10 protein-coding genes and 1 pseudogene are annotated in these 12846 nt (G+C 67.8%); 5 read left to right on the top strand and 6 right to left on the bottom strand.

The annotated features are described in order from the left end of the window. Positions 1-62 precede the first annotated feature (62 nt). Positions 63-1556 carry an Asp-tRNA(Asn)/Glu-tRNA(Gln) amidotransferase subunit GatA gene (gatA, locus tag ACFO3A_RS04560; protein WP_377724379.1) on the bottom strand — a complete coding sequence of 498 codons (1494 nt, stop codon included), beginning with the start codon at positions 1554-1556 and terminating at the stop codon, positions 63-65. 19 nt (positions 1557-1575) lie between these two features. Then, entirely contained in the window at positions 1576-1875 is a 300-nt protein-coding gene (gene gatC, locus ACFO3A_RS04555) for an Asp-tRNA(Asn)/Glu-tRNA(Gln) amidotransferase subunit GatC (protein ID WP_377724378.1), read from the bottom strand. A gap of 228 nt (positions 1876-2103) precedes the next feature. On the opposite strand from gatC, the gene ACFO3A_RS04550 reads away from it, so the two are divergent. From ACFO3A_RS04550 to mrdA, 4 genes are read left to right on the top strand one after another with little or no spacing between them, the layout of a single operon-like run. Beyond that, positions 2104-3150: a rod shape-determining protein gene (locus tag ACFO3A_RS04550; RefSeq protein WP_377724376.1), complete on the top strand. Its 1047-nt coding sequence runs from the start codon at positions 2104-2106 to the stop codon at positions 3148-3150. Next, the gene (gene mreC / locus ACFO3A_RS04545; protein WP_377724375.1) at positions 3147-4148 is read left to right on the top strand and encodes a rod shape-determining protein MreC; all 1002 of its coding nucleotides are present in this window, start codon (positions 3147-3149) and stop codon (positions 4146-4148) included. The genes ACFO3A_RS04550 and mreC overlap by 4 nt, the downstream gene beginning before the upstream one ends. After that, complete coding sequence (mreD, locus tag ACFO3A_RS04540) at positions 4145-4663, top strand: rod shape-determining protein MreD (protein WP_377724374.1); 519 nt, start codon at positions 4145-4147, stop codon at positions 4661-4663. The genes mreC and mreD overlap by 4 nt, the downstream gene beginning before the upstream one ends. A gap of 15 nt (positions 4664-4678) precedes the next feature. Next, on the top strand, positions 4679-6748 hold the full coding sequence (gene mrdA, locus ACFO3A_RS04535) for a penicillin-binding protein 2 (RefSeq protein ID WP_377724372.1): 2070 nt from the start codon (positions 4679-4681) through the stop codon (positions 6746-6748). A gap of 94 nt (positions 6749-6842) precedes the next feature. Here the strand turns inward: mrdA and ACFO3A_RS04530 are convergent, their stop codons facing one another. From ACFO3A_RS04530 to glcE, 3 genes are all read right to left on the bottom strand, one after another. Further along, positions 6843-7562: a ferredoxin--NADP reductase gene (locus ACFO3A_RS04530; RefSeq protein ID WP_377724371.1), complete on the bottom strand. Its 720-nt coding sequence runs from the start codon at positions 7560-7562 to the stop codon at positions 6843-6845. A gap of 144 nt (positions 7563-7706) precedes the next feature. Beyond that, positions 7707-8963, bottom strand: coding sequence for a glycolate oxidase subunit GlcF (gene glcF, locus ACFO3A_RS04525; RefSeq protein WP_377724369.1), 1257 nt, complete (start codon positions 8961-8963; stop codon positions 7707-7709). 24 nt (positions 8964-8987) lie between these two features. Then, positions 8988-10088, bottom strand: a complete 1101-nt coding sequence (gene glcE / locus ACFO3A_RS04520; protein ID WP_377724367.1) for a glycolate oxidase subunit GlcE — start codon at positions 10086-10088, stop codon at positions 8988-8990. Positions 10089-10252: 164 nt separating this feature from the next. On the opposite strand from glcE, the gene ACFO3A_RS04515 reads away from it, so the two are divergent. Continuing rightward, a complete protein-coding gene (locus ACFO3A_RS04515) occupies positions 10253-11749 on the top strand; it encodes a YifB family Mg chelatase-like AAA ATPase (RefSeq protein ID WP_377724366.1) in 1497 nt (498 codons plus the stop codon). A gap of 198 nt (positions 11750-11947) precedes the next feature. Here the strand turns inward: ACFO3A_RS04515 and ACFO3A_RS04510 are convergent. Next, positions 11948-12745, bottom strand: a pseudogene (locus ACFO3A_RS04510) (crotonase/enoyl-CoA hydratase family protein); the annotation flags it as partial. Positions 12746-12846 lie beyond the last annotated feature (101 nt).

Below are 12846 nucleotides of genomic sequence, written 5' to 3'. Positions count from 1 at the left end.
CAGAGATTTCAGATGGTTTCATATCTGAAATCGTTTGAATTCCAGCGGAAGTAGCTACTGAATTATTCAATGTTGGCCGGGCTGGCGCGGTGGAAGTCCGTCACCTGCTGCAAGCGGTGCGCCACGTTCAGCAGCCGCCCCTCCTGCAAATAGTTGCCGATCAGTTGCAGGCCCACCGGCAGGCCGCCCGCGCCGGTACCGGCCGGCAGGCTCATGGCCGGCAGCCCGGCCAGCGAGGCGGGCAGGGTGAACACGTCGGCCAGATAGCTGGCCAGCGGGTCGGCCTTGTCGCCCAGCTGCCACGCCACGCTGGGGGCCACCGGCCCGGCGATCACGTCGCACTGCTGGAAGGCGGCCTGGAAATCGTTGGCGATCAGGCGGCGGATTTTCTGCGCCTGCAGGTAATAGGCGTCGTAATAGCCTTCCGACAGCACGTAGGCGCCGATCATGATGCGCCGCTGCACCTCGTCGCCAAAGCCTTCGGCGCGGGACTTTTTGTACAAATCCTGCAAATCGGCGGGCTGGGCCGTCCGGTGGCCGTAGCGCACGCCGTCGAAGCGCGACAGGTTGGAGCTGGCCTCGGCCGGGCTGATGATGTAGTAGGCAGGCACCGACAGTTGCGTGCGCGGCAACTGCACCGGCACCAGTCGGGCGCCGAGTTTTTCGTATTCCTTCAGCGCGGCATCCACGGCGCTGCGCACGTCGTCGGCCAGCCCGTCGGCAAAGAACTCGGCGGGCACGCCGATGCGCAGCCCCTCGATGCTGTCGCCCAGCTGGCGGGTGAAGTTTTCGGCAGGCACGTCCAGGCTGGTCGAATCGCGCTGCACGTCCGGCCCGCACATCACCGACAGCAGCAGGGCGCAGTCCTCGGCGCTGTGGGCCATCGGCCCGGCCTGGTCCAGGCTGGAGGCGTAGGCAATCATCCCGTAACGGCTGGCGCGGCCATAGGTGGGCTTGATGCCGGTAATGCCGCAGAAGCTGGCGGGCTGGCGGATCGAGCCGCCCGTGTCCGTCCCCGTGGCCGCAGCCACCATGCGGGCGGCCACGGCGGCGGCGCTGCCGCCCGAGGAGCCGCCGGGCACGCGGCCCGTGTCCCAGGGGTTGCGCACCGGGGCCGGGGCGTCCATGCCCACGGGGGCGATGGCGGCGCTTTCGTTGCCGTTGCCCATCGCAAACTCGTCGCAGCTCAGTTTTCCCAGGGTGACGCAGCCCGCATCGGCCAGCCGGGTGACGACGGTGGCGTCGAACGGCGAGCGGTAGCCCGCCAGCATCCGGCTGGAGGCGGTGGTGGGAAAGTCGCGCGTGACGAACACGTCCTTGTGCCCGATGGGCACGCCCGCCAGCGGGCCTGCGCTGCCGTCGGCAATGGCCGCGTCCTGCGCCCGGGCCTGGGCCAGGGTGACGTCTTCATCGACGGCCAGAAACGCGCCCAGCGCCTGTTGGGCCCTGGTTCGCGCCAGGAAGTGCTGGGCCACTTCGGTGGCGCTGGTCTGGCGGTTGCGGATCTGCGCGGCCAGGGCCGCGATGCTGAGGTGATGCAAATCTTGGGTACTCATAAAACGAACCGGCAGACAGTTATTCAATGACTTTGGGAACCAGGAACAGCCCCTGCTCGGCTGCCGGGGCGTTGCGCAGGTAGGCCTCGCGCTGGTTGGTTTCTGTGACCACGTCGTCCTGCAGGCGCAACTGCACGTCCTGCAGCACGGCCACCGGGTGGGTCAGGGGCTCGATGCCGCTGGTGTCGACGGCCTGCATCTGCGCCACCATGCCGAAAAAATCGTTCAACTGGGTGCGCATCCGCTCGCTTTTTTCGGGGGAAAGTTCCAGCCGTGCCAGATTGGCAATGCGGTCAATGTCTTGGGAAGTAAGTGCCATCGTGCAATCCGAGAGAAAACCGGCCAGCAACCGGACGTAAAAGTGTGAAGGCCAATGCCAGGAACCTGGGGTTATTCACAGGCAATGCGGTATTATCTTTCCTTTGCGCGAAAAGCCCCTTCTCGGTGTGCGCAAAAGCGCAAAAAACACCCCATCCCCCTCTTTTTTCCCCGTTAGACCCCGGCGATGGCAAGCCGAAGCGCGTGCCGTGCCGCAAAGGATTTTTGAATGTTCGGAGCTTTCCGCCGGTACTTCTCGACCGATCTGGCGATCGATCTTGGCACCGCCAACACCCTGATTTTTGCCCGCGACAAGGGCGTGGTTCTGAATGAGCCTTCGGTCGTGGCCATCCGCCACGAAGGCGGCCCGCACGGCAAGAAGGTCATCCAGGCCGTGGGCCGCGAAGCCAAGGCCATGCTGGGCAAGGTGCCCGGCAACATCGAGGCCATCCGCCCCATGAAGGACGGCGTGATCGCCGACTTCGTCATCACCGAGCAGATGATCAAGCAGTTCATCAAGATGGTGCATCCGCGCAACGTGATGGCGCCCAGCCCGCGCATCATCATCTGCGTGCCCTGCGGCTCCACCCAGGTCGAGCGCCGCGCCATCAAGGACGCCGCCGAGGCGGCCGGCGCCGCCGGCGTCTACCTGATCGAGGAGCCCATGGCGGCCGGCATCGGCGCGGGCCTGCCGGTGTCGGAAGCCTCCGGCTCGATGGTCGTGGACATCGGCGGCGGCACCACCGAAGTGGGCGTCATCTCCCTGGGCGGCATGGTCTACAAGGGCAGCGTGCGCGTGGGCGGCGACAAGTTCGACGAAAGCATCATCAGCTACATCCGCCGCAACTACGGCATGTTGATCGGCGAGCCCACCGCCGAACTCATCAAGAAGGAAATCGGCAGCGCCTTCCCCGGCAACGAGGTCAAGGAGATCGAGGTGCGCGGGCGCAACCTCTCCGAAGGCGTGCCGCGCAGCTTCACCATCTCCAGCAACGAAGTGCTGGAAGCCCTGAACGAGCCGCTCAACCAGATCGTCAGCGCCGTGAAGAACGCGCTGGAGCAGACCCCGCCCGAGCTGGGCGCCGACATTGCCGAGCGCGGCATGATGCTGACCGGCGGCGGCGCCCTGCTGCGCGATCTGGATCGCCTGCTGTCCGAAGAAACCGGCCTGCCGGTGCTGGTGGCCGAAGACCCCCTGTCGTGCGTGGTGCGCGGCTGCGGCATGGCGCTGGACCACCTCGACCGCCAAGGCAGCATCTTCACCAGCGAGCCATGAGCCTGCGCACCCTGGAGAGGGATGCACCTTCGCTGTTCAAAAACCGCCTTCCCGCTCCAGCGCAACTGGCGGTTTTTTGCATTCTGTCCCTGGTGCTGATGCTGGCCGATGCGCGGCTGCACCTGATCGCCCCGCTGCGCCAGGCCCTGGCCACGGTGCTTTATCCGGTGCAGCAGGCGCTGTTGCAGCCGCTGCGCCTGCTCAGCGATGCGGCCGATTACCTGGAAAAGCTGGAAACCGCCCAAAGCGCCGCCCATCGGGCCGAAGAGCAAATCACCGCCATGAGCCTGCAGGCCCATCAGGCAGAGCTGCTGGGGCAGGAAAACCGGGAATTGCGGGCCCTGCTGGGCCTGCGCGAGCGCCTGCCCCTGCCGGCCCAGGCGGCGCAGGTGGTGTACGAATCGCCGGACAGCTATTCGCGCCGGGTGATTCTGGACAAGGGCCAGGTCGCGGGCATCCTGCCGGGCAGCCCGGTGATGGACGCCCAGGGCGTGCTCGGGCAGGTGGTGCGGGTGCAGCCTTTTACCAGCGAGGTGCGCCTGCTGGTCGATCGTGACCAGGCCATCCCCGTGCAGGTGACCCGCACCGGAGTGCGCGGCGTGATGTACGGCCTGTCCTCGAATCTGGCCCCGGACATGCTGGAGCTGCGCTACATGCCCAGCGACAGCGACATCCAGCCTGGCGACACGCTGGTGACCAGCGGCCTGGATGGCATCTATCCGCCAGACCTGCCGGTGGCCACGATCACGGTGGTCGAGCGCCAGGGCGCCACCGCCTTCCTGCGCATCGACAGCCAGCCTCTGGCCCGGATGGAAGGTGCCCGCCATGTTCTGGTGCTGACGCCACGCAACGAAGTGCTGGCCGCCGAACTGCCGGCCCCGCAGGAGCTGACGGTGCTGACCACGGCCAACGCCGCAGCGCAGAAAAAGGCGCGGGAAGACAAATCCGCCCGGCGCCGCCCGGCGCCGATGGCCCCGGTATCGGAGGGTGCGCCATGATCATGCCGCGTGGCGAACAACTGCTGCTGCCGGCCAACCCCTGGTTCATCGGGCTGACGCTGTTCCTGGCCCTGGTGGTGAATCTGCTGCCCACCAGCAACTGGATCTGGATGCCCGACATCCTGCTGCTGGTGCTGGCCTTCTGGGGCGTGCATCAGCCGCAGCGCATGGGCATGGGCTGGGCCTTTGTCCTGGGGCTGCTGATGGACGTGCAGCATACGGCGCTGCTGGGCCAGCACGCGCTGGTCTACGTGCTGGTGATGTTCATCACCCAGACTAACAGCCGGCGCCTGCTGTGGTTCTCCGGCTGGGCGCAGGGATTGCAGATGCTGCCGGTGTTCTTCCTGGCGCACGCCCTGCAAATGCTCATCCGCATGGCGGCCGGCGGCATCTTTCCGGGCTTCTGGCTGGCTTTGGCGCCGTTGCTTGAAGGGCTGCTGTGGCCGCTGGCCATTGCCGTGCTGCTGGCCCCGCAGCGCCGGGCGCTCGTCCATGACGACGAACGGCCCCTCTAGGATGGAAGCTGCAGCGTGACGCATGGCCGGTTGAGCTTTCGCAGCCTCTACACCCAGGCGCAGGAGCAGGGGTTCCGCCTGCGGGTGGGCGTCCTGGCGCTGGTCGTGCTGCTGCTGTTCGGCCTGTTGGCCTACCGCCTGTACGTGCTGCAGGTGCAGCGCCACGAGGCGTTTGCCCAGCGGGCCGAGAGCAACCGCACCGCCGTCGTGCCCATCGTGCCCAACCGGGGGCGCATCGTCGATCGCAACGGCGTTTTGCTGGCCACCAACTACTCGGCGTACACGCTGGAGATCACCCGCTCCAAGGTGGAAGACCTGGAAGCGACCATCGACGCCGTGGCCGAGCTGATCCCGATTAGCGCCCGCGACCGGCGCCAGTTCAAGCGCCTGATGGCCGACAGCAAGAGCTTTGAATCCATCCCCCTGCGCATCCGCCTGAGCGACGAGGAGGTGGCCCGCTTCACTGCGCAGCGCTGGCGCTTTCCCGGTGTGGACGTGAAGGCGCGGCTGTTTCGTTCCTACCCCCTGGGCGAAGTGGCCGGGCACGTGATCGGCTACATCGGCCGCATCAATGCCAAGGAGCAGGAGGCGATCGACGACTCGGACGACGCCGCCAACTACCGGGGCACCGAAGTCATCGGCAAGCTGGGCATCGAGCAGTATTACGAGCGCGAGCTGCACGGCCAGACCGGCTGGGAGCAGCTGGAAACCACGGCAGGCGGCTTTGCCGTGCGCCGCCTGAGCAGCCGCGCCGCCACGCCCGGCAACACCCTGGTGCTGAGCCTGGACATCGGTCTGCAGAAACTGACGGAAGACCTGTTCGGCGAGCGCCGGGGCGCCCTGGTCGCCATTGATCCGCGCAATGGCGAGGTGCTGGCCATGGTCAGCAAGCCGGGCTACGACATCAACCTGTTCATCGGCGGCATCGACCAGGAGAACTGGGACCTGCTGAACACCTCGATCGACCGGCCCTTGCTGAACCGGGCGCTGCGCGGCACCTACCCGCCGGGTTCGACCTACAAGCCCTTCATGGGGCTGGCCGGGCTGGAGTCGGGCAAGCGCAAGGTCGACACCATCATCCAGGACAACGGCAGCTGGACGTTTGGCGGCCACACCTTCCGCTCCGGCCACCCCAACGGGCCGACCAATCTGCGCCGCTCGATCGTCAAATCGTCCAACGTCTACTACTACATGCTGGCCAACGACATGGGTGTGGACATGATTCACGACTACCTCTTGCCCATGGGCTTTGGCCGGCGCACGGGCATCGACCTGGAAGGCGAGGCGCAGGGCGTGCTGCCCAGCATGCAGTGGAAGCGCGACACGTACAAGCGCCCGGAGCAGAAGCGCTGGTATGCGGGCGAAACCATTTCGCTGGGCATCGGCCAGGGCTACAACCACTTCACCATGCTGCAGATCGCCTATGCCACGGCCATGCTGGCCAATAGCGGCATCCAGCACCGGCCGCACCTGGGCCTGGGCATGGTCGATGCCGTCACGCGGCACTACCAGAGCTTGCCGCAGCCGCCGGGGGTGTCCCTGGGCTACAAGCCCGCCAACGTCCAGGCCGTGCGCGAGGCCGTCCAGGCCGTGACCACCGAGGGCACCTCGCGCGGCGTGTTTGCCGGAGCGGCCTATACCTCGGCGGGCAAGACCGGCACGGCCCAGGCCGTCACCATCGGCCAGAAGGAACGCTACAACGCCGCGAAACTGGCCGAGCGCCAGCGCGACCATTCGCTCTACATGGCCTACGCGCCGGCGGAGAACCCGGAAATCGCCCTGGCGGTGATCGTGGAAAACGCCGGTTTCGGCGCCGCGGCCGCCACGCCGATTGCCCGGCGCGTGTTCGATTACTGGCTGCTGGGCCGCTACCCCAGCGAGCAGGACCTGGCCGCCGTCCGCCAGGGCAAGGCCGGCGCCCCCATCGGCACGCCGCGCCGTGCTGCCGACCTGCAGGGCGATTACGAACGCATCGCCATCCCCGACCTGACGCCGCGCGAGCTGCCGTGGGTGCCGCCCCAGACCGGCCAGCCCGAGCCGACCGTGGAGCCGTCCTCCGAACCCGAGGGCGAGGAAGAGGACTGAGGCAGGCCCAAGACGGGCGCTGCGTCAGCCTCGCCTGCCGTCGCCCACCAGGGTGCGGAAGGCCACGTTCAGGCGGTTCCCGCCGTGGAGGGTGTCAGTAACCGTAGAACTCCTCGCTGCGCACATCGTCCTCGTCGATGCCCGTGGCTTCCAGGGTGTCGCGCAGGGCAGCGACCATGGGCGGCGGGCCGGAGACGTAGAAGATCGGGGCGTCCAACCCGTTGGCGATTTTTTGCAGCAAGGCGCTGTCGATCGCGCCGGTGGCCCCGTCCCAGGGCTGGGTGGCATGCGCCATGTCGGTCATGGTGGCGATCAGCCGCAAGGGCGCATGGGCGGCGGCCAGCGCCTGCAGCTCGGTCAGGAAGGCCGCATCCTCGGGCCGGCGGTTGGAATACAGCAGCACCAGGGGCTGGGTGCTGTGGCTGTGGGCGGCGTGGCGCACCATGCTCATGAAGGGGGTGATGCCGATGCCCCCGGCGATGAAGACGGCGGCGCGTTCGGCCTTTTTGTGCAGCGTCAGCGAACCGAAGGGGCCGTCCAGCTCCATCGTCGTGCCGGGCTGGAGTTGGGCCAGGGCGCGTTTGAAGGGGCTGTCGCGCATCCGGGTGGCAAAGACCAGTTCGTCCTCATGCGGGGCGCTGACGATGGAAAAGGCATGGCGGGTATCGGCGCCGTTGTTTTGTGCCTGCCCCGGCAGGATCAGGTCGCACGCCTGGCCGGGCTTGAAGCCGAAGCCTGCGGGTTTGCTGAAATGAAAAGCGGTGGTGCCCTGGGCGACAGGGACGGAGCGCAGCAATTGGACGGGGATGGTCATAAGTCTCCTTTGCCGGGTTGCGAATGAAGCGCAACCATCCTGCCCGAGATTGCCGTGCCCGCCCCCAGGGGGCGCGGTTAAACGCCGTCGCCAGTAAGGTTGTCCGCCCTGGCCGCTGGTGGCGCGGGCCAGGGCGAAGCCGGGTCAGGTCGTCTGCAGCGCCTCGTCCAGCACCTCGACCCAGTGCCGCACCGGGATGCTGGTGCCCGCCTGCAGGTGGGTGATGCAGCCGATGTTGGCCGACAGGATGGCCGCTGGCGGGCTGTCGTCGGTAAACGCTTCGCCCAGGGCGCCGAGCTTGCGGCTGCGCAGTTGCTTGGAAAGGTCGGCCTGCAGGATGGAGTACGTCCCGGCCGAGCCGCAGCACAGGTGCGCTTCGGTGCGCGAGGTTTTCAGCGTGAAGCCCAGCTGGGCAAGCTGGCTTTCGACCACGCCCTTGAGCTTTTGCCCGTGCTGCAGGGTGCAGGGCGGGTGGTAGGCCATGGCGGCCCGGGGCAGCCGGGCCTGGCCGGCGAGTTTTTCGATCAGCTCCGGCAGCATGTCGGGCAGCAGTTGCGCCAGATCGCGGGCCAGGGCGCTGATGCGGGCGGCTTTTTCGGCGTACTGCGCGTCCAGGCGCAGGGCGTGGCCGTAGTCCTTGATCATCACGCCGCAGCCGCTGGCGTTGCTGACGATGGCTTCGACCTCGCCCGCTTCCACCGCAGGCCACCAGGCGTCGATGTTGGCCCGCATCTGGTCCTTGCCGCCTTCCTGGTCGTTCAGGTGGAATTTCACCGCGCCGCAGCACACGGCCTGGTCGATCACCACGGTCTGGATGCCCACGGCGTCCAGCACCCGGGCGGTGGCGTAGTTGATGTTGGGCAGCATGGCCGGCTGCACGCAGCCGGCCAGCAGCAGCACCTTGCGCCCATGTTCGCGGGCCGGCCAGGTGCCGTGTTCGCTCTTGGCCGGCACCTTGGCGCGGATGCTGGCGGGCAGCAGGCTGCGCACGGCCTGGCCCAGCTTCATGGCCGGGGCGAACAGGGGGGAGGTGATGCCCTCCTTCAGCGCCCAGCGCTGCAGGCGTTCGCCCAGGGGGCGCTGCACCTTGGCATCGACCACCTTGCGGCCGATGTCGATCAGGCGGCCATACTGCACGCCGCTGGGGCAGGTGGATTCGCAGTTCAGGCAGGTCAGGCAGCGGTCCAGGTGCAGTTGCGTGGCGCGGGTCGGCGCGGTGCCTTCCATGACCTGCTTGATCAGGTAGATGCGCCCGCGCGGGCCGTCCAGCTCGTCGCCCAGGGTCTGGTAGGTGGGGCAGGTGGCGGTGCAGAAGCCGCAATGCACGCATTTGCGCAGAATGGCTTCGGCCTCGATGCCGTCGGGGGTGCCTTGAAATTCAGGGGCCAGATGGGTTTGCATGGGGTGCCGTTCCTTTCCTGAATGTCAAAGGCCGGTGCGGCCCGGGTTGAAGATGCCGTGCGGGTCGAATGCTCTTTTTAATTGAGCGTGTACCGCTTGCAGACTGGCACTTTGCGGATCAAAGATAGGCCAATTGCTTATTTCACCAGCGCCAGCAGCTCTGAAAATGGTGGCGCTGCCGCCTGCGGCCTGCGCTGCTGCGGCAATCGCCTTGGCCATGGCCCGGGGTGCCTGCACCCAGCGCTGGGCACCGTGCCATTCGGTCAGCGGCGCCGCCACCCCGGCGGGCAGGGGCAGCGGGGCCGCCGTTTGCGGCACGGACAGGCGCCAGAGCGCATCGGCATCGCCGCGCCCGGCAAACCAGGGGTGCTGCTGCTCGCGCAGGCTGTGCCACAGGGCGTCGGCCTGGTCGTCGGGCAGGCGCTCGCCGCCCAGCTTCTGGCACGCGGCCTGCACCGCCGCCTGGGCGCCGCGCAGGCGCAGCCACAGCTGGCCCTGCGTCCAGCAACTGGCGTTCAGCGGCAGGGGCTGGCCGCCCCAGCGGTTCAGGGCGTCCAGCGCCTGCTGCTCGTCCAGGTCAAAGACCAGGGTGGCCTGCGCCGGGGCCTGGGGCAGCACTTTCAGGCTCACTTCGGTGATCACGCCCAGCGTGCCCCAGCTGCCCGCCATCAGGCGCGAGACGTCGTAACCGGCCACGTTTTTCATCACCTGCCCGCCGTAGCGCAGCAGCTCGCCCTGGCCGTTGATGATTTCCACGCCCAGCACAAAGTCGCGCACCGCGCCGACGCTGGCCCGCGCCGGGCCCGACCAGCCCGCCGCCACCATGCCGCCGACGGTGGCCTGGCGGCCCGCCTGCGCAAAGTGCGGCGGCTCGAAGGCCAGGGCCTGCCCGGCTTCGGCCAGGGCGGCTTCCAGCTCCAGCAGCGGCGTGCCGGCGCGGGCGGTGACGACCAGCTCCGTCGGCTCGTAGCTGATGATGCCGCGCAGCGGGCGCAGCTCCAGCGGCGTGCCCTCGGGGGCCAGACCATGAAAATCCTTGCTGCCCCCGCCGCACAGGCGCAAGGGGGTGGCATCGGCAGCAGCGGCGCGTACGCGCTCCAGAAGGTGTTGCAAAGCGGTATCCATGGCGAAGGATGGTAGCCGTCGGGCCTGGGCACCGGCTTGAATTTTTTGAATGCCTGCCATGAAGGGGCACGCCCCGGCCATGCCGCGTTATCCGGGCCAATCCCCTTGGCAGGCCCGGGGAGGCGGCCTAGATTGGCGGCTTTCCCCCGTTTTCAAAGGCGTTTATGACCCTTGCCTGCGTTCAAAGCCGCGCCCTGCTGGGCCTGCAAGCCCCGGCTGTCACCGTCGAAGTGCATCTGGCCAACGGCCTGCCCAGCCTGACCCTGGTCGGGCTGGCCGATGTCGAGGTGAAAGAGGCCCGCGAGCGCGTGCGCTGCGCCATCGGCAACAGCGGGCTGGAGTTTCCGACCAACAAGCGCATCACCGTCAATCTGGCCCCGGCGGACTTGCCCAAGGACTCGGGCCGCTTCGACCTGCCCATCGCCCTGGGCATTCTGGCGGCCAGCGGCCAGATTCCGGCCCAGGCGCTGCACGGCTGGGAGTTTGCCGGGGAGCTGTCCCTGTCCGGCGCCCTGCGCCCGGTGCGCGGCGGGCTGGTCAGCAGCCTGCATACCGGTGACAGCCGCCTGGTGCTGCCGCTGGACAGCGCCCGCGAGGCCGCCCTGGCCCCCACGGCGCAGGTGTTCGGCGCGGCGCATTTGCTCGACGTGGTGGCGCATCTGCTGGGCCAGCCCGCCGCCGAGGGCTGGCAGCGCATCCTGCCCCAGCCGCTGGCGGCATCGGCCAGCGGCCCCGATCTGGCCGAGGTAAAGGGCCAGGTGCAGGCCAAGCGGGCGCTGGAGATTGCCGCAGCGGGCGGGCACGGCGTGCTGCTGGTCGGCCCGCCGGGCGCGGGCAAATCCATGCTGGCGCAGCGCTTTGCCAGCCTGTTGCCCGCCATGACCGAGCAGGAAGCGCTGGAAAGCGCCGCCGTCGCCAGCCTGGCCGGGCGCTTCGACCCCCTGCACTGGGGCCGGCGCCCCACCAGCGCCCCGCACCATACGGCCAGCGCCGTCGCCCTGGTCGGCGGCGGCTCGCCGCCCCGGCCCGGGGCGATTTCGCTGGCGCACCACGGCGTGCTGTTTCTGGACGAATTTCCCGAATTTGCCCGCAGCGCCCTCGAAGCCCTGCGCGAGCCCCTGGAAAACGGCCACATCACCATTGCCCGCGCGGCCCTGAGCAGCCAGTTCCCGGCCCGCTTCCAGTTGCTGGCGGCGATGAACCCCTGCCCCTGCGGCTTTCACGGCAGCGCCCAGCGGCCCTGCCGCTGCACCCCGCAGCAAATCGCCCGCTACCAGGGCAAGTTGAGCGGCCCGCTGCTCGACCGCATCGACCTGCACGTCCACGTTCCCGCCCTGCCGGTGCAGGAGCTGCTGCACACCCCGCCCGGCGAGGCCAGCGCCGCCATCCGCCAGCGCGTGGTGCAGGCCCGCGACCGCGCCCTGCAACGCCAGGGCACGCCCAACCAGCACCTGCGCAGCAGCCAGTTGGACGCGCTGGATTTCGACCCCGCCGCGCAGACCCTGCTGCACAAGGCCGCCGAACGCCTGGGCTGGTCGGCCCGCGCCACGCACCGCGCCCTGCGCGTGGCCCGCACCATTGCCGACCTGGACGGCAGCGCCGCCATCGCCAGCGCCCACGTGGCCGAGGCCATGCAGTACCGGCGCGTGCTGGCGCAATAGGCTTCTAAGAACGTGTTTACGATCTCCGCGCGGGTGTGCAGTCGCGGCCTCGGGCGTTCTGCGTCGTTGCAAATCCTCGCCATAGCACCGCTATGGCTGCGGTTTGCGCCTGGCAGATCATCCCGATCCGCTTCCCGCACCCCTTCGCGCCGAGATCGTAAATACGTTCTAACAGGGCCGTTCAACAGCCGATCGGCTTCAGTCCTTGAACTCCGGCGTCTGCTTGGCCATGCTCGCCATCATCGCGGCCATCAGGTCGTCGCTTTGCAGCATGGCAGCGTTCCAGGTGGCGACGTAGTTCAGGCCGTCGGCCACGCTGTGGTCGCGGGCGTAGTTCAGCATTTCCTTGCTGCCGCGAATCGACAGCGGTGACTTGGCCGCAATGCTGGCGGCGATCTCGCGCACCCCGGCGCAGAGTTGCTCGCGCGTGTCGAACACGCGGTTCACCAGGCCGATCTGCTGCGCCTCCTGCGCCCCGAACACGCGGCCCGTGTAGGCCAGTTCGCGCGTGATGCCCTGGCCGATCAGCTTGGGCAGGCGTTGCAGCGTGCCCACGTCGGCCACCATGCCGATGTCGATTTCCTTGATCGTGAAGCTGGCGTCGCTGCTGGCGTAGCGCATGTCGGCGCAGGCAATCAGGTCGATGCCGCCGCCGATGCAGCCGCCGTGAATCGCGGCCAGCACGGGTTTGCGGCAGCGCTCCAGGCTGGTCAGGGTGTCTTGCAGATCGAGGATGAGGCGGCGCAGCTTCTCGCGCATCCGGCCTTCGCAATCGTCGGCAATGTGCGATTGCAGGCCCAGCATCATTTGCAGATCGATCCCGGCGGTGAAGTATTTGCCCTCGCCCTGCAACACGGCCACGCGGGCTTCGGGGGTGGCGTCCACCCACTCGAACGCCTGGCGGATTTCCTGCCACATGTCCAGATTCATGGCGTTGGCCTTGTCCGGGCGGTTCAGGGCGATGGTGGCAATGTGGTCTTGCAGGGTGATGCTTACAGTTTTCATATCTGGTAGCGCTGATGTTGATTGGTTTTTAGATACTTTTGATGCTGAAACGCTGATTTGCTGAGCACCAGCAGCTTCTGTTTTTGTGCTAT

It is taken from the genome of Comamonas nitrativorans, from assembly GCF_042654765.1.
Taxonomy (GTDB): domain Bacteria; phylum Pseudomonadota; class Gammaproteobacteria; order Burkholderiales; family Burkholderiaceae_C; genus Comamonas; species Comamonas nitrativorans.
The sequence above is the reverse complement of the archived record's forward strand: the minus strand, read 5'-3'. Positions and strand labels throughout refer to the sequence as shown.

Coding starts and splice junctions, on each gene's coding strand:
- gatA (WP_377724379.1), bottom strand. CDS start 1,556: ATGAGTACCCAAGATTTGCATCACCTCAGCATCGCGGCCCTGGCCGCG.
- gatC (WP_377724378.1), bottom strand. CDS start 1,875: ATGGCACTTACTTCCCAAGACATTGACCGCATTGCCAATCTGGCACGG.
- ACFO3A_RS04550 (WP_377724376.1), top strand. CDS start 2,104: ATGTTCGGAGCTTTCCGCCGGTACTTCTCGACCGATCTGGCGATCGAT.
- mreC (WP_377724375.1), top strand. CDS start 3,147: ATGAGCCTGCGCACCCTGGAGAGGGATGCACCTTCGCTGTTCAAAAAC.
- mreD (WP_377724374.1), top strand. CDS start 4,145: ATGATCATGCCGCGTGGCGAACAACTGCTGCTGCCGGCCAACCCCTGG.
- ACFO3A_RS04530 (WP_377724371.1), bottom strand. CDS start 7,562: ATGACCATCCCCGTCCAATTGCTGCGCTCCGTCCCTGTCGCCCAGGGC.
- glcF (WP_377724369.1), bottom strand. CDS start 8,963: ATGCAAACCCATCTGGCCCCTGAATTTCAAGGCACCCCCGACGGCATC.
- glcE (WP_377724367.1), bottom strand. CDS start 10,088: ATGGATACCGCTTTGCAACACCTTCTGGAGCGCGTACGCGCCGCTGCT.
- ACFO3A_RS04515 (WP_377724366.1), top strand. CDS start 10,253: ATGACCCTTGCCTGCGTTCAAAGCCGCGCCCTGCTGGGCCTGCAAGCC.